General features: G+C 60.2%; 20 protein-coding genes and 2 pseudogenes. 9 read left to right on the top strand and 13 right to left on the bottom strand.

Annotated elements, in window-relative coordinates; all coding sequences use genetic code 11:
* Nucleotides 1–154: 154 nt before the first annotated feature.
* Nucleotides 155–1,483 carry an MFS transporter gene (locus BLU25_RS18280; protein ID WP_016779343.1) on the top strand — a complete coding sequence of 443 codons (1,329 nt, stop codon included), beginning with the start codon at nt 155–157 and terminating at the stop codon, nt 1,481–1,483.
* Between the two features lie 23 nt (nt 1,484–1,506).
* The gene (locus BLU25_RS18275; RefSeq protein WP_083369763.1) at nt 1,507–2,391 is read left to right on the top strand and encodes a DMT family transporter; all 885 of its coding nucleotides are present in this window, start codon (nt 1,507–1,509) and stop codon (nt 2,389–2,391) included.
* Nucleotides 2,392–2,569: 178 nt separating this feature from the next.
* Here BLU25_RS18275 and pcaG read toward each other — a convergent pair whose 3' ends face one another.
* The 4 genes from pcaG to BLU25_RS18255 form a co-directional block, all read right to left on the bottom strand.
* Nucleotides 2,570–3,175 carry a protocatechuate 3,4-dioxygenase subunit alpha gene (gene pcaG, locus BLU25_RS18270; protein WP_016779341.1) on the bottom strand — a complete coding sequence of 202 codons (606 nt, stop codon included), beginning with the start codon at nt 3,173–3,175 and terminating at the stop codon, nt 2,570–2,572.
* A 10-nt stretch (nt 3,176–3,185) separates the two neighbouring features.
* Nucleotides 3,186–3,905, bottom strand: a complete 720-nt coding sequence (gene pcaH, locus BLU25_RS18265; protein ID WP_016779340.1) for a protocatechuate 3,4-dioxygenase subunit beta — start codon at nt 3,903–3,905, stop codon at nt 3,186–3,188.
* A 98-nt stretch (nt 3,906–4,003) separates the two neighbouring features.
* Nucleotides 4,004–4,933, bottom strand: coding sequence for a pca operon transcription factor PcaQ (pcaQ, locus tag BLU25_RS18260; protein WP_016779339.1), 930 nt, complete (start codon nt 4,931–4,933; stop codon nt 4,004–4,006).
* A 24-nt stretch (nt 4,934–4,957) separates the two neighbouring features.
* Nucleotides 4,958–5,923, bottom strand: coding sequence for a PDDEXK nuclease domain-containing protein (locus BLU25_RS18255; RefSeq protein ID WP_050901269.1), 966 nt, complete (start codon nt 5,921–5,923; stop codon nt 4,958–4,960).
* A gap of 292 nt (nt 5,924–6,215) precedes the next feature.
* Between BLU25_RS18255 and ypfJ the strand changes: the two genes are divergently transcribed.
* Nucleotides 6,216–7,109 carry a KPN_02809 family neutral zinc metallopeptidase gene (ypfJ, locus tag BLU25_RS18250; RefSeq protein WP_016779337.1) on the top strand — a complete coding sequence of 298 codons (894 nt, stop codon included), beginning with the start codon at nt 6,216–6,218 and terminating at the stop codon, nt 7,107–7,109.
* Nucleotides 7,110–8,096, top strand: a complete 987-nt coding sequence (locus BLU25_RS18245) for a hypothetical protein (protein WP_016779336.1) — start codon at nt 7,110–7,112, stop codon at nt 8,094–8,096. It begins immediately after the preceding gene.
* Nucleotides 8,097–8,262: 166 nt separating this feature from the next.
* On the opposite strand, the gene BLU25_RS18240 is transcribed toward BLU25_RS18245, so the two are convergent.
* The 3 genes from BLU25_RS18240 to BLU25_RS18230 all read right to left on the bottom strand — a co-directional run bounded on the left by BLU25_RS18240 (nt 8,263) and on the right by BLU25_RS18230 (nt 10,373).
* Nucleotides 8,263–8,853 (bottom strand): HAD family hydrolase, encoded by a 591-nt coding sequence (locus BLU25_RS18240; RefSeq protein ID WP_083369762.1) that lies wholly within the window; start codon nt 8,851–8,853, stop codon nt 8,263–8,265.
* Nucleotides 8,850–9,719: an acyl-CoA thioesterase II gene (gene tesB / locus BLU25_RS18235; RefSeq protein WP_016779335.1), complete on the bottom strand. Its 870-nt coding sequence runs from the start codon at nt 9,717–9,719 to the stop codon at nt 8,850–8,852. Before tesB ends, BLU25_RS18240 begins: the two co-directional genes overlap by 4 nt.
* Nucleotides 9,720–9,803: 84 nt before the next feature.
* Nucleotides 9,804–10,373, bottom strand: a complete 570-nt coding sequence (locus tag BLU25_RS18230; protein WP_016779334.1) for a GNAT family N-acetyltransferase — start codon at nt 10,371–10,373, stop codon at nt 9,804–9,806.
* Between the two features lie 91 nt (nt 10,374–10,464).
* On the opposite strand from BLU25_RS18230, the gene BLU25_RS18225 reads away from it, so the two are divergent.
* Nucleotides 10,465–11,385 (top strand): histone deacetylase family protein, encoded by a 921-nt coding sequence (locus BLU25_RS18225; protein ID WP_083369761.1) that lies wholly within the window; start codon nt 10,465–10,467, stop codon nt 11,383–11,385.
* A 272-nt stretch (nt 11,386–11,657) separates the two neighbouring features.
* Nucleotides 11,658–12,899 (top strand): TIGR03862 family flavoprotein, encoded by a 1,242-nt coding sequence (locus BLU25_RS18220; protein ID WP_083369760.1) that lies wholly within the window; start codon nt 11,658–11,660, stop codon nt 12,897–12,899.
* Between the two features lie 105 nt (nt 12,900–13,004).
* On the opposite strand, the gene BLU25_RS18215 is transcribed toward BLU25_RS18220, so the two are convergent.
* The 5 genes from BLU25_RS18215 to BLU25_RS18195 form a co-directional block, all read right to left on the bottom strand.
* Nucleotides 13,005–14,342, bottom strand: a complete 1,338-nt coding sequence (locus BLU25_RS18215; RefSeq protein ID WP_083369759.1) for a DEAD/DEAH box helicase — start codon at nt 14,340–14,342, stop codon at nt 13,005–13,007.
* A 67-nt stretch (nt 14,343–14,409) separates the two neighbouring features.
* Nucleotides 14,410–15,300: a drug/metabolite exporter YedA gene (gene yedA / locus BLU25_RS18210; RefSeq protein WP_016779330.1), complete on the bottom strand. Its 891-nt coding sequence runs from the start codon at nt 15,298–15,300 to the stop codon at nt 14,410–14,412.
* Between the two features lie 331 nt (nt 15,301–15,631).
* A complete protein-coding gene (locus BLU25_RS18205) occupies nt 15,632–16,243 on the bottom strand; it encodes a 3'-5' exonuclease (RefSeq protein ID WP_016779329.1) in 612 nt (203 codons plus the stop codon).
* A gap of 26 nt (nt 16,244–16,269) precedes the next feature.
* Nucleotides 16,270–16,746, bottom strand: coding sequence for a LabA-like NYN domain-containing protein (locus BLU25_RS18200; protein ID WP_016779328.1), 477 nt, complete (start codon nt 16,744–16,746; stop codon nt 16,270–16,272).
* Nucleotides 16,747–16,869: 123 nt separating this feature from the next.
* Entirely contained in the window at nt 16,870–17,541 is a 672-nt protein-coding gene (locus BLU25_RS18195) for a DUF2076 domain-containing protein (protein ID WP_016779327.1), read from the bottom strand.
* A gap of 176 nt (nt 17,542–17,717) precedes the next feature.
* Between BLU25_RS18195 and BLU25_RS18190 the strand changes: the two genes are divergently transcribed.
* The 3 genes and pseudogenes from BLU25_RS18190 (at nt 17,718) to BLU25_RS18180 (ending at nt 21,088) form a co-directional block, all read left to right on the top strand.
* Nucleotides 17,718–18,377, top strand: coding sequence for a YciC family protein (locus BLU25_RS18190; protein WP_016779326.1), 660 nt, complete (start codon nt 17,718–17,720; stop codon nt 18,375–18,377).
* Between the two features lie 90 nt (nt 18,378–18,467).
* Nucleotides 18,468–19,550 (top strand): annotated as a pseudogene (locus BLU25_RS18185) (endonuclease/exonuclease/phosphatase family protein).
* Nucleotides 19,551–19,642: 92 nt separating this feature from the next.
* On the top strand, nt 19,643–21,088 hold the full coding sequence (locus BLU25_RS18180) for an aldehyde dehydrogenase family protein (protein ID WP_016779323.1): 1,446 nt from the start codon (nt 19,643–19,645) through the stop codon (nt 21,086–21,088).
* Between the two features lie 105 nt (nt 21,089–21,193).
* Here the strand turns inward: BLU25_RS18180 and hrpB are convergent.
* Nucleotides 21,194–23,332: pseudogene (hrpB, locus tag BLU25_RS18175) on the bottom strand (ATP-dependent helicase HrpB); the annotation flags it as partial.
* Between the last annotated feature and the right edge of the window lie 41 nt (nt 23,333–23,373).

Genomic DNA, 23,373 nt, shown 5'->3' with positions numbered 1-23,373 from the left:
TGTACCAACCGGTTAGTTTTGCGTGCGATTATCGAACAATATGGCCTATCTTGAATTGACGACTTTTTGTCCACTCGCCACCATCAAGCCCGTACTCCTTGCGTCACTTGTTGTGCAACACCACATAAAAATTCCAAGAAACGGGTAAACATCCATGGTCCCTTCTCCGACTGCACGCACCACTTCTGCCCACGCTCCAGGCGCAGGAATCGGTGACAAGATTCGCGGCACCCTGGCGACTGGCAAAACCCGTTGGGGCATGCTCGCACTGGTGTTCTTCGCTACCACCCTCAACTTTATCGACCGCGCCGCCCTGGGCGTGATGCAGCCGATCCTGGCCAAGGAAATGAGCTGGACGGCGATGGACTACGCCAACATCAACTTCTGGTTTCAGGTGGGCTACGCCATCGGCTTCGTGCTGCAAGGCCGCCTGATCGACCGGGTCGGGGTCAAGCGTGTGTTCTTCTGCGCCGTATTGCTGTGGAGCCTGGCCACCGGCGCGCACGGCCTGGCCACTTCGGCGGTGGGCTTTATGATCTGCCGCTTTATCCTGGGCATCACCGAAGCCGCCAATTACCCGGCCTGCGTAAAAACCACACGCCTGTGGTTCCCGGCCAGCGAGCGCGCCGTGGCCAGCGGCATCTTCAACGCCGGCACCAACGTGGGCGCCATGTTCACGCCAATGATGTTGCCTCTGGTACTGCATGTGTGGGGCTGGCAGGCGGCCTTTTTGTGCATGGCGGCACTGGGCGGTATCTGGCTGATCTTCTGGGGTTTGAAGTACTACAACCCGGAAGAGCACCCGACCGTCACCAAGGCCGAGCTGGACTACATCCAGCAAGAGAAAGAGCCTGAGCAAACCACCGTCTCTTTCGGCACCATCCTCAAGATGCGCGGCACCTGGGCCTTCGCCTTGTCCTACGCCATGACGGCACCGGTGTTCTGGTTCTATCTGTACTGGCTGCCGCCGTTCCTGAATCAGCAATACAACCTGGGCATCAGCGTGACGCAAATGGGTATCCCGCTGATCATCATCTACATCACCGCCGACTTCGGCAGCGTGGGCGGCGGGATCCTGTCTTCGGTACTGATCAAGCGCGGCATGGCGGCGGTCAAGGCGCGCCTGGTGTCGATGCTGTTGTGTGCCATCAGCATCATCGGCGTGGTCATGGCCGCTGGCTCCAGCGAGCTGTGGGTCGCCGTAGGTGCCATCGCCCTGGCCCTGGGTGCGCACCAGGCCTGGACGGCCAACGTGTGGAGCATGGTAATGGACTACACGCCCAAGCACATGATGGGCACCGTGTTCGGCTTTGGCGGCATGTGCGCCGCAATAGGCGGGATGTTTATGACCCAATTTGTGGGCTATGTGCTGACCGTCACCAACAATAACTACACCTTGCTGTTCACCATGATTCCAGCGATGTACTTCATTGCGTTAGTGTGGATGTACTTCATGGCACCGCGAAAAATCCCACAGGTTTAACGCATAGAACAACGAGGTATTCGATGACATTACCCACACCCCTTTCAGGGGTGAACCAACCCTTGAAGGGCATCTTGCTGATTGTTACGGCCACAGCGCTGTTCTCCAGCCACGATGCGCTGTCCAAGTACCTCAGTGGTTTTTACCCGGTGGTGATGGTGGTGTGGGCACGTTACCTGGTGCATACCGTACTGATGGCGGGGATCTTTCTGCCTCAGTCGGGTTTGCGTGTATTGCGCAGTAAACGGCCTTTGCTTCAGGTGTTACGGGCTATCTGCCTGCTGGGCTCGGGGCTGTTTTTCACCTACGGTTTGCTGTTTATCCCGTTGGCTGAGAATACCGCGGTCAACTTTCTGGCACCGCTGCTGGTGGCGGCCTTGTCCGGGCCGTTGCTGGGCGAGACGGTGACGCGCGGGCAATGGCTGGCCGTGGTGTGCGGGTTTATCGGGGTGGTGATCATCATCCACCCGGGCGGCGAACTGTTTACCCCTGCGGTGTTATTACCGATGGCGGCGGCGTTGTGTTTTAGCTGCTATCAAATCCTCACGCGCAAACTCAGCGCCTACGACAGCCCCACCACCAGCAATTTTTTTGCCGGGTTGTTCAATGTGCTGGTGATGAGTGCGCTGGTGCCTTTTTTCTGGCAAACGCCAACCCTGACCCACGGCCTGCAGATGCTGGCATTGGGCAGCCTGGGCATGACCGCACACTTGCTGCTGACCCAATCATTTCGCGTTGCCGCGCCGGCATTGCTGGCGCCGTTCAGCTACTGCCAGATCGTGTTTTCGGGGATATTGGGCTGGTTGCTTTTTGACCACACACCGGATCTGGCCAGCCGGGTCGGTATTGCGATTATCTGTGCCAGCGGGTTGGCGGCGGCGTGGCAGCAAAGACGCGGGCGCACATAACTCCCGTAGCAGCTGCCGAAGGAACGAGGCTGCGTTCGATTGCGCAGCAATCGTAAAAACCTGAGCCCCCCGATACTTCTGCAAAATCGGGTGCTCAGGTTTTACGACGACTCCGTCGCCGAACGCAGCCTCGTTCCTTCGGCAGCTGCTACAGATTTTGCATTTGCCTCATATCCTTTTAAAAGTCGAAGAACACCGTCTCGCCTTCGCCCTGAATGCGGATGTCAAACCGATAGGCCGTTTTGCCATTTACTTCGCAACGCTGGGCGATCAGGGTTTCACGCCGTTGCGACTGTTCGATCAGGTTGAGCACCGGGCATTTTGCATTGGCTTCTGGCTCATCGCTGAAATACAGCCGCGTTTGCAAATGGATGTTGATACCCCGGGCAAACAGCGACACGTTGATATGCGGCGCCATTGGCACGCCAGCTGCGTTGTTCACCACGCCCGGCTTGATCGTATTGAGTGTCCACTCACCCGCATCGAAGGTGGTGGCGGTGCGGCCAAAGCTGTTAAAAGCTTTTTCCGAGTCGAAATTTTCGTCATAGACCCCTTTATGGTCGGCTTGCCACAGTTCCAGAAACGAGTCGCGCACCAAGTGGCCATTACCGTCGTAAACGTTGCCAAACAGCACAATATGCTCGCCCTCGGCATCGGGCCTGGCCATTTCGCTCCAAATTTCCTCTGGACGCGACGGATTGCCGGCCGCAGCCAGCGCCAGGCCGATATGCACATAGGGGCCGGCAGTTTGCGATGGGGTTTCCGGTAGCAGTTCGATAGGCATGACGGGCTCCTCAGCAGTTTTCGAAGTGGGTCTGGCGCTGACCACGCAGCACAATGTCAAAACGATAGGCCAGACAATCCATCGGATTGGCCGCGCCCATGTCCAACCGGGCAATCAGGCTCTGCACGGCATCGGCGTTGGTAATCGATTTGACGATCGGGCACATGGGGATCATCGGATCACCTTCGAAGTACAGCTGGGTAATCAGGCGCGTGGCAATCGAGGGGCCACTGATGGAGACGTGGATATGCGCCGGGCGCCAGTCATTAGGCCCGTTACGCCAAGGATAAGGCCCAGGTTTGACGGTGCGAAAGCTGTAATACCCCTCACTGTCAGTCAGGGTTCGGCCCACGCCGCCGAAGTTTGGGTCCAGCGGCGCCAGGTAGCGGTCGTTCTTGTGACGATAGCGACCGCCTGCGTTGGCCTGCCAGATTTCCACCAAGGTATGAGGAATCGGCTTGCCGTATTGATCGCGCACGCGACCTGCCAGGATGATCCGCTCGCCTATCGGCAAACCGCCATTGTTGAAATTAAGCAGCAGGTCGTTGTCGAATTTGCCGAATTTCAAGTGGGAAAAGTCAGGCCCGCTGGTTTCGCTGACCGATTGCGGAATACTCACCAGCGCCTGGCGCGGGGAGCGGGCAATGGAGGTCTTGTAGTCGGGGGTCAGGGCTTTGGGGTGCCAGTTGCGGTCACGGATGATAAAGCGCCGGCTGTCTGCATCAGACATGTCGATCTCCTGTTGTTTTTATAAAGGCTGAGAGCCAGTTTTAACCAACAGGGGCGCAACGACTACTGAAAAGCCCAACCCAATACATAACCAAATGGTTATGGATAAATACCTTCGCCGTAAGCCTGACCCAATTCACGCAAAACCTCGACACAGCCCTGGGCCGCCACGGACATGGGCACATGGGCATTGCTGCAAATGCCGATCGAACCACCCGGTTCGCGCTGGCCCAGGTCGATCTCTTGCAGCTCGCCACTGGCCAGGTCCAGGCGCACGGCATCCAGCGGGGCGATCCACACCGCATCGTTGCGCAGCACATAACGTCGGCTGAGGGTGATCGACAGGGTTTCCAGGCGCTGGCGGGACTGGCTGATGCCGCACTGCACAAACAGGCTGTCGGCGAAGGCGCGAATGGTGGTGTTGGCCAACGGCACAACCAACGGGTAGTGCTCCAGTTGGCTGCGGTCCAGTGGCCCCCGGGTCAGGGGGTGATCTGCGCGCACCACCAGGGTCATGGATTCGCTGTAGAGGTGTTCAAAATTCATACCCTGAATTTCCGGGCTGTCGGTCATGCGCCCCACTACCAAATCCACATCACCTACACGCAACTGCGATAACAGATAGGCGCTGGGCCCGGTCACCACGCTCACCACCAGCGACGAATGCCTGGCGTGCAGGCGCTGCACCAACTCGGGTATCAGCAGGCTTTCTACCGTCGACAACACTCCCAGACGCACCGTACCGCCCACGTATTCGCCACCCCGCAGGGCATTCACGCCTTCACGCAAGGCCTGCACCGAAGGTGTCGCATAACGCAGAAAGGCAACCCCGGCCTCGGTCAGGGTGACCCCGCTTTTACTGCGCACAAACAGGCTGACGGTCAATAATTCCTCAAGCTCCTTGAGGGTTTTTGACATCGCCGGCTGGCTGACCGCCAGCACATCCGCCGCCCGCGCCAGACTGCCCTGGCGCGCCATCTCCAGAAAGCACACGAGGTGACGGTACTTGATACGGGTATCGATATTCACAGGGCTAACAACTCCGGGGCGGGGTCACGCATCATCAACGGGAACGTTCTGCAGATAAAACTCGTGCAGCTTGGCTTGCAATAACTTCTTGTCCGGCAGCCTGGTCTGATACTCAGCGATCAAAGCGGGAGACAGGGAACGGTTAAGCGCGTATTCAACCACTTCATTGTCTTTGCTGGCACACAGTAAAACACCGATTGCCGGGTTTTCGTGAGCCTTGCGGTGGCCCTGATCCAGGGCTTCGAGGTAGAAGTTGAGCTTGCCCAGGTGTTCGGGTTCGAAGCGCGTCACCTTCAGTTCGATCGCCAGCAGGCAATTGAGGCTGCGGTGAAAAAACAGCAGATCCAATGCAAAGTCCTGCCCGCCAACCTGGATCGGATACTCAGAACCCACATAGCAAAAATCACTGCCAAGCTCGGTCAGGAAGCGGCCAAGATGTTTAATCAGTCCCTGGTGAAGGTCGGACTCTGAATGATCGTTGGTCAACCCCAGGAACTCAAAAAAATACATATCCCTGAGGTACTGGGTCGCCAGTGGATGAATTTCTCTCAACGCTGTCGATACTTTTGCAGGTACGAGCTGGGTTCGCACAAACAGATGGTTATCCATCTGTCGTGCAACCTCGCGGACTGACCAGCGTTGCTCAACCGCTTTGCGCAAATAAAAAGCGCGCTCATCAGGGTGTTTTGCGCGAGTCAAAATGTGCAGATTCGATGACCATGGCAATTCTCTCAACAGTGTTGAGAGATGTGGCTCACTTCGATAAGCCTCGAAAAATTGCCGCATTCTCCAGATATTCTGCGAAGAAAACCCTCTGATACCGGGCTGTGTACGCTGAATGTAAGTGGCCAGCTCTAGAACCGTCGCTTTGCCCCAGCCAGCACTCGCAGTTTTCTGGCTTACGTATTGGCCAACTTGCCAATACAACTCGATAAGCGCTGTGTTAATGGCTCTGGCTGTGTACTGGCGGGCCTGGTCAATCAGTTGCACTACCTCAAAAAATGATGAGTCCTAGGCTACCACTGCAGTTGGGCCAGATTGTTTTTTTTGTCATGCCGAGCTCCGAACAAGATGCTGAGAAACCCAACGATATCTCCCGCCCTTTAGCTCGTAAGTCAGCCCCAGCCCACAAAAAGCCGATACGTTCTGTAGCCCTAAACAGCAAACCCTAACCCCCAGTGCCATACTCCCTCCCCAAATCAAGAAGCATCTGACAGCCGGGCTGGCGTGGCCTCGACTCAGCTACAACACTTTTGACCATGACTTATCAGAGGATTACCCCATGCTTTGGAAAAAAGGCCGACGTAGCGATAACGTCGAAGACGTCCGCGATCAAAGCACTGGCGGTGGCGGCGGTATGCGGATTGGCGGCGGCAAAGGGCTGAGTTTGATGGCCGTGGTGGTGATTGTCGGCATCGGTTTGTTAACCGGGCAGGATCCCATGCAGATTCTCGGACAGTTAAGCGGCCAGCTCACCGATCAATCTTCCCCCCAAGTTACCCAGCCCGCTGGTCGCGCACCGGCGGCCAATGACGAGCAGGCCGATTTTGTGCGGGCGATACTGGGCGACACCGAAGACACCTGGCGCCAAGTGTTTCAGCAAGCCGGGCGTAGCTATAAAGACCCGACCCTGGTGCTGTTTCGTGGCCAGATCAATTCGGCCTGCGGCTTTGCAACAGCTGCCAGCGGGCCGTTTTATTGCCCGGCCGACCAAAAGGTCTATCTGGATATGAGCTTCTTCCAGGAAATGGCTCAGCGCTTCAAGGCTGCTGGCGATTTTGCCCAGGCCTATGTAATCGCCCATGAGGTTGGCCATCATGTGCAGACCTTGCTGGGTGTGTCGTCGAAAATGCAGATGGCCCGCCAACAGGGCAAGCGCATGGAAGGCGATGGCGGCTTGCTGGTGCGTCAGGAGTTGCAGGCCGACTGCCTGGCCGGGGTGTGGGCCAACCTGGCGCAAAAACGTCACAATTGGCTGGAAGCAGGCGATATAGAATCGGCCTTGAACGCCGCCAACGCCATTGGCGATGATCGCCTGCAACAGCAAAGCCAGGGCCGTGTGATGCCGGACTCCTTTACCCACGGCACTTCTGCGCAGCGGGTCAAGTGGTTCAAGACCGGCTTTGCCCTGGGCAATATCAATCAGTGCGACACCTTCTCGGCAGCGAAACTGTAAATGGTGATACGTCCACTTGCGCCGATCCTGGGCCTGTTGCTGACGTGCTCGGCTGCTCAAGCGGCGGAGCACGGGGTTAAAGAACTGAGTCCCGATCATCTGACCATCGGCCCCGGTGAGTTGAGTGTCGGGATCAGTCAGCAATGGCAACAACCGCTGCCGCAGGTGCAGCGCGCATTGATTGTGATTCATGGCCGCCTGCGCAATGCCCAGACCTACCTGCATAGCGCCGAGCAGGCTGCGATCCAGGCCGGGCAGTTATCCACAACCCTGATCGTCGCGCCACAGTTTCTCAATGACACGGATGGCTCGCGCCACCCCCTGCCCGACGCCGTATTGCGCTGGCACGCCAATGACTGGATGGCGGGTGATCCGGCGCTGGGCCCGGCGCCGCTGAGTTCCTACGCAGCACTGGATAAAATCCTTGAGCGGCTCGATGACCGCAAGCGCTTCCCGGCCTTGCGCGAGGTGGTGATTGCCGGGCACTCCGGGGGCGCCCAGGTGGTGCAGCGCTATGCCCTCACCACTCAAGCCGACAAGGCCTTGCAGGCAGACGGGATCAAGGTGCGCTATGTGATCGCCAACCCTTCGTCTTATGCCTACTTCAATGCACAGCGGCCGATTCCGACGTTTGATGCAGCGAACTGCCCGGGCTTCAATACCTGGAAATACGGGCTTAAGAAGCTGCCTGCCTACGCTGAAGGGCAAAAGCATCGACAGTTGGAGCAGGCTTATGTCGAGCGTGACATCACTTATCTGTTAGGTGCCAAGGACATCGACCCCAATCACCCGGCGCTGGATAAAAGTTGTGAGGCCGAGGCACAGGGGGCGTTCAGGCTGGAACGGGGCAAGAACTACTTTGAGTATTTGACCCAGCGCCATCCGCAGGGGCTCAACCAGCGACTGGTTGAGGTGCCCGGAGTCGGGCACAACGGCGAGCAGATGTTTACTTCGCCTGAGGGGCAGAGGGCGCTGTTTGGCGAGTAAGAGCACCCTGTGTAGCAGCTGCCGAAGGAACGAGGCTGCGTTCGATTGCAAAGCGATCGTGAAGTCTGAGTGCACAGTTTAACTGACTCACCGCGCTGCCTGGATTTACGACGGCTTCGCCGTCGAACGCAGCCTCGTTCCTTCGGCAGCTGCTACAAGTGTTTCGTTAACCGAGCAACTGCCGCAGTTCGTAACAGTCTTTGGCGTGCCAGTCGGTCAGCTCCGGCCACGGGTTTTCAGGCACGTTGACCAGTACGGTCTGGCTGCCGGCGGCGCGGCCACAGGCCAGGTCAAAGTAGTAATCCCCCACCATCACCATCTTCGCCGCCGCCACGTCCCAAGCCCGTGCCAGTTGCAGCAGGCCGTCCGGGTCGGGTTTGTGCGCAGCGTTGTCACGGCCCAGTACATCCTCGGGGGCGTAGCACTCGCCCAGGCCGATGGCCTTGAGGGTGATATGGGCCAGTTCCTGGGCATTGCGGGTCAGAATGCCCAGGCGACAGCCACGGGCCGCCAGGTCGCGCACCAGCTCAACCGCACCCGGCGCGGCCGTGGAGGCCTGCGCCAGTTCGCGTTCATGCTCCAGCAGCCAGGCATGCTTGGCCGCCGCCACCTCGGCAGGCAGGCCGTTGAGGTGGGTGAGGATATCGGCATCTGCCGGGATTTCCAGCTCACGGCGGATCAGGGCAAAATCATGCACGGCAACAGTCAGGGTGCCGTCCATGTCAAAAACCCAGTGCTTGACGTCCTTGAGTGTCATGCCCAGTCCTTGCGATGGCGAATCAAACCTTCCTGCGTGACAGACGCAACCAGCTGGCCAGCCCGGTTGTAGACACTGCCACGGGAGAACCCGCGCGAGTTGCCTGCCCACGGGCTGTCCATCGCATAAAGCAACCAGTCATCGGCACGCAGGTCGGCATGGAACCACAGTGCATGGTCCAGGCTGGCGACCTGCATATCCTTTTGCCATACGCCTTTGCCGTGGGGCAGCAACGAGGTGGTCAGCAAGCCAAAGTCCGAAGCATAGGCCAGCAGGTATTTATGCAGCGCCGGGGTGTCAGGCAAGCTGCCATCGGCACGAAACCACACATATTTGATCGGATCAGTGACCTTGGGGTTGAACGGGTCTTCGCCTATTACCGGACGAAACTCGATGGGCTTGGCGCAGAGCAGTTTTTCCCGCATCGACTCGGGGATCAGGTCCGCACGCTGGCGGATCATGTCCAGTTCCGAAGGCAGATTCTCAGGGCCTACAACGTCAGGCATGGTCGTCTGATGTTCAAAACCGCCTTCGTCGTACTGAAACGAAGCGCTGCTGGTAAAAATCGGCTGACCCTTCTGGATTGCGGTTACCCGCCGCGTGCTGAAGCTGCCGCCGTCCCGCACGCGGTCGACCTGATACACCACCGGCAGGCTTGCATCGCCCGGGCGCAAAAAATAGCCGTGCATGGAATGCACATGGCGGGCGTCTTCAACCGTCTGGCTCATGGCCGACAGCGATTGACCGAGCACCTGACCGCCGAACAACTGGCGAAAGCCCAAGTCCTGACTGCTGCCGCGAAAAAGGTTCTCTTCGATCGGTTCCAGGGTCAGCAAATTGACCAGATCATCCAACACTTGGCTCATTCAGATTCTCCTCACACAGAGCATTACCGTCGTAATCTTCGTTACGCAGGTCAAAATTTTTGGCTTGCGCCGTTAAACACACGCCTAGCCGTGCAGGGTTTCCAGCCACTGTGCCCGCGTAATGCGGTACAGCACATGGGGCCTGAGCGGGTCATCCGCGCCCAGTAAGGGATGGTCAAAATCACCGTCCACATCGTGCTGCATGCCAATGGCCTGCATGACTTTCTGCGAGGGCAGGTTCAGTCGGCTGGTAAACGACACCACCTGATCCAGCGCCAGGCGATCAAAGGCACAACGCAGCGCTGCCCAGGCCGCCTCACTGGCGTAACCCAGGCCCCAATGCTCAGGCGCGAGGCGCCAGGCAATTTCAACGGCCGGGGTAAACGGCGCCTCGAATGACACATTCATCAGCCCGGTAAAACCGATAAAGGCACCGGTATCCTTGCGCTCCAGTGCCCACACCCCGTAGCCATATTCGGCAAAGTGACCACGAACCCGGCCAATTAGCGCAGCGCTTTCGAGGCGGCTCAGGGGCGCGGGGAAATAGCGCATCACCTGGGGGTCGGCGCACATGGCAGCGAACTCGGGCAAGTCTGTGTCACGCCAGGGGCGCAAGTGCAAACGGGCACTTTCGAGTTCTTTGATCTGCTCCATCGGTTCTCTCCGATCTGTTACCGGGCTTTGCGTATGTCAGCAGTGTACAGCGCTGTTAATATCCAGCGCTCGTTACGACGCGAAAATCCCTATGCCTGTACCGCTGATTTACCACGATGACTACAGCCCAGAGTTCCCGGCGGATCACCGATTTCCGATGGACAAGTTCCGTCTGCTGCGTGACCACCTGGTCGAGTCCGGGCTGACCCAGGATGCCCGGTTGCTGCGCCCCGAGCTGTGCCCTGTGGATATCCTCGCCCTGGCCCATGACCCGGTCTATATCGAACGCTACATGGCCGGCGAACTGGCCCGCGAAGACCAGCGCCGGCTGGGCCTGCCCTGGAGCGAGGCGCTGGCACGGCGCACCGTGCGGGCCGTGGGCGGCTCGCTGCTGGCCGCCGAGCAGGCGCTGGAACACGGCCTGGCCTGCCATCTGGCGGGCGGTACCCACCACGCGCACTACGATCACCCCGCAGGGTTTTGCATCTTCAACGATCTGGCGATCATCAGCCGCTATATGCTGGAAAGCGGCCGGGTAAACCGCGTGCTGATCTTTGACTGCGATGTGCATCAGGGCGACGGTACTGCACGAATTCTTGAACATACGCCGGATGCAATTACCGTTTCCCTGCACTGCGAAAAGAATTTTCCGGCGCGCAAGGCGCAAAGTGACTGGGATATCGGCCTGCCTATGGGTATGGGCGATGGCGAATATTTGCAAGTGGTGGACGAGGCACTTAATTACCTGCTGCCGTTGTATCAGCCAGATCTGGTGCTGTACGACGCCGGGGTCGATGTGCACAAAGACGATGCGCTGGGTTATTTGAAGCTCACCGACGCAGGCGTGGCCGCGCGTGACGAGAGCGTGATGCGCCATTGCCTGGGCCGCGACATACCGGTGGTCGGGGTGATTGGCGGCGGCTACAGCAAGGACCGCAAGGCCCTGGCACGTCGCCACGGGATATTGCATCACAGTGCACAGAAGGTCTGGCTGTCATCGGGGTGTCACTAAGCTGTGATTTTTACCCACAATGCCTGTGGAACTGCCTGTGGATAACCTGAGTGAAAGCGCCTGCAGGCCACAGGGAGTATAGCTCTCAGAGGGCTGTATACTTTTCGTACAGTTATGAAAACTGTGGGAGCGGGCTTGCTCGCGATGGTCTCTCCAGGGTTTGCCTGACACACCGCAGCGCCTGCATCGCGAGCAAGCCCGCTCCCACAAAGGGCAGATGCGGCCCAGTCAGGTAGAATGCCCGGCCTATTTCGCCGATTTGCAGCCCTGCCATGACTGAACCCTCCCCGCTCCCTTCCCGTCACGTCGCCATTATTGGCGGTGGCCCCGCCGGTTTGATGGCAGCCGAAGTGTTGAGTCAGGCTGGGGTGAGGGTCGATCTCTACGATGGCATGCCGTCAGTGGGCCGCAAGTTTTTGCTGGCCGGGGTCGGCGGCATGAATATCACCCATTCCGAAGCCTACCCGGCCTTCCTGTCGCGCTACGCCGAACGCGCACCGCAGATGGCCCCGTTGCTGCGCGCCTTCGATGCCGATGCGCTGTGCCAGTGGATTCACGATTTGGGTATCGAAACCTTTGTCGGCAGCTCTGGCCGGGTGTTCCCCACCGATATGAAAGCCGCGCCGCTGCTGCGCGCCTGGCTCAAGCGCCTGCGCGAGTCCGGTGTAGTTATCCACACCCGCCATCGCTGGCTGGGCTGGCAGGCCGATGGCCAGTTGCTGGTGGACAGCCCCGAAGGCCAAAAGCAGCTCAAGCCCGATGCGGTGCTACTGGCCCTGGGCGGTGGCAGTTGGGCGCGTCTGGGTTCGGACGGTGCCTGGATGCCGCTGCTGGCCGAACGCGGCGTTGAACTGGCACCGTTACAGCCGAGTAACTGCGGGTTTGATGTAGCCGGTTGGAGCGAGGTGCTGCGCAGCAAATTCGCCGGCGCCCCGCTGAAAAATATCGCCATTGCCCTGGAGCACGGCACGCTGCGCTTGGGCGAATGCGTGATCACCGCCAGCGGCATTGAGGGGAGTTTGATTTACGCCTGGTCGGCGCCGATTCGCGAGGCGATCAACCAACACGGCCAAGCGACCATCCTGATCGACCTGTTGCCGGGCAAGCCTGTGGATAAAGTCGCGGCCGCATTGGCCAAGCCCCGCGGCTCACGCTCGATGAGCAAGCACCTGCACAGCCAGTTGGGAATTGACGGGGTAAAGGCGGCGCTGCTGCGCGAATTGGCACCCGCCGAATGCTTCAACGACCCGGCGCAACTGGCCAGGGCCATCAAGGCGTTGCCTTTGCAGCTGATAAAAGCCCGCCCGTTGGACGAAGCCATCAGCAGCGCCGGTGGCGTGCGGTTTGAGGCTGTGGATGAAAACCTGATGCTCAAAGCATTGCCGGGGGTATTTTGTGCGGGCGAGATGCTGGACTGGGAAGCCCCCACCGGCGGCTACCTGCTCACAGGCTGTTTTGCCAGTGGCCGGGCTGCCGGGTTGGGGGTTTTGAGCTGGTTGCAGGCGCCACGCTGATCAACCTGTGGGAGCGGGCTTGCTCGCGATGCAGGCAACGCTGTCTGGCTGACCCACCGCATGGATGCCATCGCGAGCAAGCCCGCTCCCACAGGTGCCGAGTGTTTACGGCTTGCGCTTGCGCGGGCCGGTGTTGAATACCGGCACTTTACGCACCGGCTTGACCGACGGTTCGGCGGGGGCCGCTTCGCCGCTATCCACCCACTTGCCCAGGTTACGCTTGCCGCCACCGCCCGAAGTCTTCGGCTTTTTTGGCTTCTTCGGCTTCTTGATGACCTGACCCGACGCATCGGTCTCGGGCACGCGGTGCTCAGGTTCGAAATCCTGCTCTTCGTGGCGCGGCAATGTCTGACGGGTCAACATCTCGATTGCCGACAGCATATTCACTTCGTCTGCACAGACCAGGGAAATGGCTTCGCCTTTCTGACCGGCACGGCCCGTACGACCAATGCGGTGGATGTAATCTTCGGCCACGATCGGCAGGTCGAAGTTGACCACCAGCGGCAGGTCTTCGATGTCCAGGCCACGGGCGGCCACGTCGGTGGCCACCAGGATCTGCACTTCGCTGGCCTTGAAACGGTCCAGCGCCCGTTGGCGCGTGGCCTGTGGCTTGTCGCCATGAATGCCGTCAGCATTGACCCCCAACGCTTGCAGCTTGCCTACCAGCTCATCCACACCGTTGCGGGTCTTGGCGAACACCAGTACCTGCTTCCAGTGCTGGGTGCGCAGCAAGTGCAGGAACAGCTCGGCCTTGCGCTTTTTGTCGACCGGGATGACCCACTGCTTGACGCTGCTGGCCGCCACGTTGCGCGGGCTGACTTCGATGCTCAGCGGGTTGTCGAGCATCTGCTCGGCCAACAGGCGGATCGCGTCAGAAAAGGTTGCGGAAAACAGCAGGGTCTGGCGCTTTTTCGGCAAGGCACGGTAGATGTCCCGCAGCTCTTCGCTGAAGCCCAGATCGAGCATGCGGTCGGCTTCGTCGAGGATCAGGGTTTGCAGCTGGTTGAACTTGATCGCCTTCTGCCGGTACAGGTCCAGCAGACGACCCGGCGTTGCCACCAGCACATCAACGCCTTTGCGCATTTTCATCATTTGCGGGTTGATGCTGACACCGCCATACACCGCGTAGGTGCTCAACGGCAGGTGTTCGGCGTACTGGCGGATGCTTTCGTGAACCTGTTCGGCCAGTTCGCGGGTCGGCACCAGCACCAGTGCACGCACCGAGTTGCTGGCCACTTTCGGGCCTTCCATGGTCAGCGACTGCAACAACGGCAGGGCGAAACCGCCGGTTTTGCCGGTACCGGTCTGGGCCGCAGCCATCAGGTCGCGGCCAGCCAGTACTGCGGGGATCGCTTGGGCCTGAACCGGGGTTGGGGTCTTGTAGCCGAGCGTCTCAAGGGCGCGCAGCAAGGGTTCGATCAGGCCAAGGGTGGCGAATGTCATGGGGATACCGTCGAAAAAGGTCAGCGCGTGGGTGCATAAGTTGCAATGGCGCGCAGTTTACCCTAATTCAGGCCGGTTTCTGCTTGCGCCACTGCGGCAAACCGATCAACACCACGGCGCTGATGATGACCGCCATGGCCAGGCACTCCTCAAAACCGATGCTCTCGCCCGCAAAGGCAATCCCCAGCATGACCGCCACGGCCGGGTTGACGTAGGCATAGCTGGTGGCCGCTGCAGGACGCACGTTTTTAAGCAGGTACATATAGGCGCTGAAGGCGATGATCGAGCCGAAGAACACCAGATACAGCAGTGCGCCCCAGCCTGCTGCGGTGGGCATTTGGGTCATGCGTTCGCCACTGAGCAGGCTGCCAGCCAGCAACACGGCGCCGGCAGTGAGCATTTCCGCAGCACTGGCCATTGGCCCAGCCGGAAGCGGCAAGTGACGGCTCCATACCGAGCCGAAAGCCCAGGCCGCAGCGGCAAAAATCACCATCGCCGCGCCAGCCGGGCTGGCCTGCAGGTTAGACCCCAGGTTGAGCATACCGATGCCGATCAGCCCCAGGACAATCCCGGCCCATTCCAGGCGGGTGTTGCGGTTGCCCCAGAAGTAGCCGAACAGCAGGGTGAACAACGGCACAGTGGCTACGGCCAGGGCCGCGACGCCGGAGGCCACGCCCGAGTGTTCGGCCAGGGTCACGCCGCCGTTGCCGCACGCGAGCAACAGAAAGCCGATCATGGCCGCCGAACGCCACTGCACGGCAGTGGGTGCCGGTGCACCGCGCCAGCGCATAAAGCCGTACATCAAACTGCCTGCAATCAGAAACCGCACGCCAGCCATCATCAACGGCGGCCAGGACTCAATACCGATGCGGATGGCCAGATAGGTCGAGCCCCAGATGATGTACAGGGCGAAAAAAGCACCGATCAGTTGTAGCGGAAAACGACGTGCGGCAGGCATGAAGGCAGCTCAAGGGCAGAGGCAGGGGACTGGAGAGTTTAGACAGGGAGTCGGGAAATAATAAGTAACAGAATGCACCAAAAGGGGCCGTACACTTTTAACGGAACCGAAAAACACTGTCCAGATTGCAGGCAGGGAACACAAACCCTCGTAGCAGCTGCCGAAGGAACGAGGCTGCGTCCGGCGGCAGAGCCGTCGTGAAATCAGGTTCGCCCGAGTGTCAGGCAGACCTGATGGTCTAGGTTTGCGAGCGCTACGCACTCGGACGCAGCCTCGTTCCTTCGGCAGCTGCTACACGATTTCTTGTCCTCGCAACCGCGTCGCGATGCTTTTAAAACCCGCGATAGCGCTTCAGATGCTCGTTGACCTTTGCTGCCGGGACTTTTTGCAAACCACACAGCAGGTCGTGATTGAGCTCTTTCAACCCATGCTTCTGGCGCAACTGCTCAGCCAGATACGCCGTCAGGTTGGCCGCCATCTCGGCATCGGCCATGGCCCGGTGAGCCTGGCCGGTATGTGGCAAATCGGCAAAAGTGGTCAGGGTGCCCAGCTTGTGGTTGGGCGCCGCCGGCATCAGGCGTCGCGCCAGCAGCAAGGAGCAGGCGAAATTCTGCAAACGGGTGCGCTTGATGCGGCCCATTTCGAAATCCCAGAACTTTTGGTCAAACGCGGCATTGTGCGCCAGCAACGGGGTGATGCCGACGAACTCGTTGACCTCATTCATCACCTGCTCGGCCGACGGTGCGGTACGCAGCATGGCGTTGCTGATGCCGGTCAACTGCTCGATAAACCCCGGGACCCGCACACCGGCATTCATCAGGCTTTGGTAACGCTCGACAATGCGCCCGCGCTCCAGAATCACCACGGCAATTTCAGTGGCCCGGCAAGTGCTGCTCGGGGAGATGCCGGTGGTTTCAAAGTCAATTACCGCGATGCGTTCCAAACCTGGTCAATCCTGTAAAAAGTGGGTTACTTGAGCAACAAATTGCCTTCAATCGGCACATAGCGGCTGGCCGCGCGAATCAGTGAGTTGGCGGTCAGGCCGGGCACGCCGTAGGCCACGGTTTCAACTCCGTGCTTGCTGGCAATGCGCTCCAGCAGCAGGTCGAAATCACCGTCGCCCGAGGCCAGCACCACTTCGTCGACATTGGCCGCCGAGTCCATGATGTCGATGGTGATACCCACGTCCCAGTCGCCCTTGGCCGAGCCATCGCTGCGCTGGATATAAGGTTTGAGTTTTACGATAAAACCGAGGTTGCGCAGGATCTGCTGAAACTGCTGCTGCTTGCTGTCACCCCGATCAATCGCATAGGCATAGGCCTCGACAATTTCGCCGCGCTGGCTGATATCAGCCCACAGGGCGGCGTAATTGAAATGGCAGCCATAGGCCTGGCGAACCGTGTAGTAAAGGTTCTGCACATCCGCGAAGACCGCAATTTTTTTCACCGGTAAACCCCATGGCGCCCGGGCAGCGGGCACGCGACTGAAAACAAGGTTGCAGTATGCCAGCCTGTCGGGGGTTTGCGCGGATAAACCGCCCGGCGTGCAATCACCCGCCGGGCGACGGGATCAAACGTAGGAGTCGTCGTCAGAAAAGAAACCGTCATCGTCCAGACCGACGTCTTCAATTCCCGAACCGCTGTTGGCGTATTGCTGGTTGCCACTACCCCAACCACTGTCGCTGACGGGGGTTGGCTGTTCGATAATTTCTTCAATCACCTGCGGCTGCTGATTGTGGTGGAACAGGCTGCTGATGCCCTGCGCCAGCATCACGCCACCCGCCACCCCCGCCGCCGTCTTGAGGGCACCGCCAAGAAAGCCGCCGCCCATTGCCGGGGCCGCAGGCGCTGCTTGAGGAGCCGGAGCCGCTTGCGCAGGGCCATCACGCCAGCCACCACTGCCTGGCGGTTGGCTAGGCGCAGCAACAGGGGCCTGGGCAGGCGCAGAAGCACCGCCACCAAACAGACCGGATAAAAAGCTGCCGCCTGTGGGCGCTGCAGCCTGGGGTGCCTTGGCCTGGGCCAGTTCGGCCTGCAATTGCCTGTTCTGCTGGTCGAGCTGTTTGAGCGCGGCCTCTTGCACCAGCAGTGCCTGAGCCATGTAGTACGTTGCCGCCGGCTGGCGCGCCAGATGCTCATTGATACGCGCCTGCGCCTGGGCATCGCGTGGAGCAGAACCTGCCTCTGCTTGCTGCAACCGTGTAAACAACCCGTCAATCAGGGTTTGCTCTTCGCTGTTCATGACCACCTCGTTCGATTGCAGCTAAAAACCTGCCCCTTGCACTACGCAGAAGCTCAAAAACCGTTTTTGGGGCATTACAGGAAGTTTCAACAGCAAATAGCCTGCATGAACTTTTGTTCATTCAGGGGGTTCATCGGGTAAAGTGATGCACCGCTCTTGACTGCTGACAACTGCCAATGAATCCGCTGACTGTTCTTCGCGACTCCCTGTATTTCTTCCAGCGCAATCTGAGCCAGATCGTGACGCTGTGCCTGCCGCTGGTCATTGTTGAAGCCATATTGCAGCGCATCGTTGACGATGCCGTTGGCCCCGATGCATCCGCCGGGTTTGGCCTGATTGTCGGTCTGTTGCTGTATCCGCTGTACACCGCGGCCCTGATCCTGTTTCTGGATGCCCGCAGCCGCGGTGAAAGCCCGCGCAACCGCGAGCTGCTGGCGCAAGCTGTCAATCTGTGGCCCAGGTTCGCCCTGCTCTCGGCGATCAGCACGTTGCTGATCGTGTTGGGGCTGTCGATGTTTTTTATTCCGGGGATTTTCCTCACCGTGGTACTGGCCTTCTCCGAGTACCGCCTGGTATTGCGCGGTGAAGCGCCACTGGCGGCCATGAAGTCGAGTTTCAGCCTGAGCCGTGGGCATTTCTGGCGGATTTTCGTGTGCATACTGGCCGTATTGGGCCCGCTGATGTTACTCAAGGAATTCAGTTACTCGCTGTTTTCCAAGGACGACAACACACTGCTGTCGCTGGCACTCGACAGCGCCAACAGCTTCTTGCAGTTGTTTGTTTCCGTCGTGCTGTTTCGTTTATTTATGCTAATTAGCGAAAAGTCAGGCCAATAAGAACAGCAATTTCCTACATAAAGAACCTTGGAATGCCGCACTGCCGTCGGGTATGTTCGATTATTCTCAGCAACGTCATAAGTCGAGCCCATGCCCCGTTTATTACGCCGTACCGTATCAGGTTTGCTGCTGTTCTCAGCGCTGCTGGCATGCCTGATTTATAGCGTGACATGGCGTCCCGATGCCCGCGAGGTGTTGCCGCTGACGTGCCCTGGCAGCGCCCCCGTGCTGGTGCCCGGCCAAGCGCTCAAGGTGATGACATGGAACATCCAGTAGCTGGCCGGCAAGCGTTACGTGTTCTGGTACAACCTGGCCGACGGCAGTGGCCCTGATACCCGCCCCACCCTGGAAGACATGGCCTTCAGCCTGGATGAAGTGGCGCGGGTCATCCGTGACGAGCGCCCGGATCTGGTGCTGCTGCAGGAAGTCGATGACAACGCCAAGGCCAGCGCTTACCAGAACCAGCTGGCCCTGCTGCAAGAGCGTCTGGTCGACCTTTACCCCTGCAGCACCCAGGCCTTTACCTGGAAGGCCGACTTTGTGCCCGACTGGCATATTTTCGGCAGTGTCGGGCGCTCTCTGGTCACCCTCAGCCGCTTCCAGATCGAACACGCCGAGCGCCTGCAATTGCCCGTGGCCGATGCCAACTTTGTCAGCCGCCAGTTCCAGCCCAGGCCTGCACTGCTGGTCAACTACCTGCCACTCAATGATGGCGGCCAACTGGCAGCAATCAACACCCAGCTGGATCCGCCCTCCGCCGACAACAGCAACCTGCGCCTGCAAATGCAGACCGTCGCCACACTGGCCGACAAGCTCGAAAGCCAGGGCACGCCGTGGCTGATCGGCGGGGATTTCAACCTGCTGCCCATCGGCCAGTACCTGCGCCTGCCCGCACCATTGCGCCAGGGCTACTCGCAAGACAGCGAGTTGCACCTGCTCTGGGAAAAGTACCCGATGATCCCCAGCAACCCTGAAGCCACCGGCATCGACCGCGAACTGTGGCTGACCCACTTGCCCAACCGTCCCGACGCCGACGAGCCCGACCGCACCCTCGACTACCTGTTCCACAGCCCCAAGCTGCAACGCATTGAAGGCTATGTGCGCCAGGAAGACACCCAGACCATTTCCGACCACCTGCCCGTGCTGGGCCGATTGCTGCTGCCTGCAGACTGATGGGCGTTGCATCACTGCTTATTTATCTCCATAGTTGTACGATGACAGATAACTAATAACAATCCCTGCCATCCCCCGAGCGGAGAAACGCCATGACTGATCCAAAGCGCCACAACCATTACATCGGGGGCGAGTGGGTCGCCGCCACTGCATACAGCGCCAATATCAACCCGTCCGACCTGAGCGATGTGATCGGCGAATACGCCCAGGCCGATGCCGCCCAGGTACAGACCGCCATTGATGCGGCGCGGGCCGCGTTCCCCGCGTGGTCGACCTCCGGCATTCAGGCCCGCAGCGATGCGCTGGACCAGGTCGGCAGCGAAATCCTCGCCCGCAAGCAAGAGCTGGGCACCCTGCTGGCCCGTGAAGAAGGCAAGACCTTGCCCGAGGCCATAGGCGAAGTGAGCCGCGCCGGTAATATCTTCAAGTTTTTCGCCGGGGAATGCCTGCGCCTGTCAGGTGACTATCTGCCCTCGGTGCGCCCGGGCGTGCATGTAGAGGTTACCCGCGAAGCCCTGGGTGTGGTGGGCCTGATCACCCCCTGGAACTTCCCCATCGCCATTCCCGCCTGGAAGATCGCCCCGGCCCTGGCCTATGGCAACTGCGTGGTGTTCAAGCCTGCTGACCTGGTGCCGGGTTGCGCCTGGGCACTGGCCGAGATCATCTCCCGCGCCGGTTTCCCGGCTGGCGTGTTCAACCTGGTGATGGGCAGCGGTCGCGTGGTTGGCGACGCGATCGTCCACAGCCCGAAAGTGGACGGCGTAAGCTTTACAGGCTCAGTGGGCGTTGGTCGCCAGATTGCCATCAGTTGTGTGTCGCGCCAGGCCAAGGTGCAGTTGGAAATGGGCGGCAAAAACCCGCAAGTGATTCTCGACGATGCCGACCTCAAGCAAGCGGTCGAACTGGCGGTGCAGAGTGCGTTCTACTCCACCGGCCAGCGTTGCACCGCCTCCAGCCGCCTGATTGTCACGGCGGGCATCCACGACAAATTCGTCGAGGCGATGGCCGAGCGCATGCGTTCGATCAAGGTCGGGCATGCCTTGCAGGCCGGGATTGATATCGGCCCGGTGGTATCCCGCGCCCAGCTCGACCAGGATTTGGGTTATATCGACATTGCCCGCAACGAGGGTGCGCGCCTGGTCGCTGGTGGCAGCCTGGTGACATGTGACACCGAGGGTTACTTCCTGGCCCCGGCCCTGTTTGCCGACAGCACGGCCGACATGCGCATCAGCCGCGAGGAAGTGTTCGGCCCGGTGGCCAATATCATCAAGGTTGCGGACTACGAAGCAGCGTTGGCGATGGCCAATGACACCGAGTTTGGCTTGTCGGCGGGTATTGCCACGACCTCGCTCAAATATGCCAACCACTTCAAGCGCCATTCCCAGGCCGGGATGGTGATGGTCAACCTGCCCACGGCCGGCGTTGATTACCATGTGCCGTTTGGCGGGCGCAAAGGTTCGTCCTATGGCTCGCGCGAACAGGGCCGCTATGCGCAGGAGTTCTACACCGTGGTCAAGACCAGCTATATCGGGTCGTGAAGCTCTACTCACCGCGTTGATGCCATCGCGAGCAAGCCCGCTCCCACAGGAACTGCGCAATTTTATTGTGGGAGCGGGCTTGCTCGCGATGCGTACACCCGTTCGCTACGGCTTGCGTGGCTTGATCCGCGCCGTGGCTTCGGCCACCAGCGGGTCATCGGGCCAGTAGTGCTTGGGGTAGCGCCCCTTCAGGTCTTTCTTCACTTCGGCATAGGTACTGCGCCAGAAATTGGCCAGATCCTGGGTCACTTGCACCGGTCGCCGCGCTGGCGACAACAGGTGCAGTTTGACCACTTGCCGCCCGCCCGCAATGCGCGGGGTATCCGCCAGCCCGAACAGCTCTTGCAGGCGCACCGCCAGAATCGGCGGCTGCTCGCTGTAGTCCAGCCGCACCGAGGAGCCCGACGGCACCTTGATGTGATGGGGCGCCAGTTCGTCCAGGCGCTGGGGCAGCGGCCATTTGAGCAAGTTATGCACAATGCTCGACAGGTCGAGGTTGGCAAAGTGGCTAAGCCGTGACACACGCCCCAGGTACGGCCCCAGCCAGTCTTCAAGCCCGGCCAGCAAGGCTCCATCGCTGACGTCGGGCCATTCGCTTTGCCCCTGGGCCAGCAGATCCAGTTGGCGCAATAACGCCACCCGCGCCTGCCACTGACGCAGCTCGGGCGTCCACGGCAACAGTTCCAGGCCCTTGCGCCGCACCAGATTGACCAGCGCCTGGGTGCGCGCTGCTTCGTCGAGCCCGTTCAAGGGCTCGCGGCTAAGCACCAGTTCGCCGACCTTGCGCTGACGTTCAGCGCGCAACACACCTTCGCGCTCGTCCCAGTCCAGTTGGTCGACCACGCTGACCTGCTCGCTCAATACGTTATCCAGCAACCCGGGGTCGAACTCGGCGGCCAGATAGATACGTTCTTCACGTTGCCCCTGACGGCTGCCCAGGTCGGCAATGACCAGCCAGGGCTGTTTCATCAGGCCGTCGACTTCGCTGAACAGCGCCGCCCGGCCATTGGCCAGCCGATACTCTGCACCGCCGGGTTTGCGCTGCTGCGCCACGCGGTCGGGGTAGGCCAGCGCCAGCAAGGCGCCCAGCCAGCGCGGGTGATCGGGGTCGGCGACCGGTTGCGTGGCCTTGCCGCGCAGGTAGCCGCGGTATTGCCTGGCCAGTTGTCTGGCCCGCTGCACGCCACCCTGCCCGCCCCGTGCAACACGGCTCTCGCCCGACAGCAGGGCCAGACGGCTGTGCACGTCCGCCCCGGCGCCGCGCAAAATATCCCGCTCACCGAGAAGCGCCGCCACGTCACAGGCCATTTCCGCCAGCCCCAAGTCCTGCCCGCGAATCAGCAAATGGGCAATACGTGGATGCGCGGGTAATTCAGCCATCGCTTCGCCGTGGGCGGTGAGTTTTGCTCCGTGCAAGGCACCCAGGCGTTCGAGCAATTGCCGGGCCTGTGCATAACTTGCCGACGGCGGCACATCGAGCCAGATCAGTTGCTCGGGCGTCACGCCCCAGCGCGCCAGTTGCAAGGCCAGCCCGGCCAGATCGGCCTGGAGGATTTCCGCACTGCCATAGGCCGCCAGTTGCGCGTGCTGGTCTTCGGACCACAAGCGGTAGCACACGCCGGGCTCCAGACGCCCGGCACGGCCAGCGCGCTGGGTAGCACTGGCGCGGGAGATGCGCTGGGTATCGAGGCGGGTCATGCCGCTGCCCGGGTCAAAACGCGGCACCCGCGCCAGCCCGGCGTCGATCACCACGCGCACGCCGTCGATGGTGAGGCTGGTCTCGGCAATATTGGTGGCCAGCACGACCTTGCGCAGCCCCTTGGGCGCAGGTTCGATGGCGGCGCGCTGGGCCGCCAGGTCGAGTTCGCCATGCAAGGGGCACAGCAAAATATCGCCGCGCGAACCCAGCGCGTCGGCCAGTTGCTGGTTGACCCGGCGAATCTCCGCCTGCCCCGGCAGGAACACCAGCAGGCTACCGCTTTCATCGTGGATGGCATCGAGCACGGTCTGCACCACCCGCGGCTCGATAAATTCACCCGGCACAAACGGCCGGCCCCAGCGCATCGCCACCGGGTACATGCGCCCCTCACTGCGCAGGATCGGCGCATCGTCGAGGAGGCTGGCCAGCCGTTCGCCTTCCAGGGTGGCGGACATCAGCAGGATTTTCAGCGGCTGCTCGTCACGAAACAGCTCACGCCCGTTGAGGCTCAAGGCCAACGCCAGATCGGCATCCAGACTACGCTCTGCAAGTTTGCTGATTTGACACATTGTCAAATACTTAAAAT

Source organism: Pseudomonas fragi, from assembly GCF_900105835.1.
Lineage (GTDB): Bacteria > Pseudomonadota > Gammaproteobacteria > Pseudomonadales > Pseudomonadaceae > Aquipseudomonas > Aquipseudomonas fragi.
This window is presented reverse-complemented; position numbering and strand designations above follow the sequence as displayed.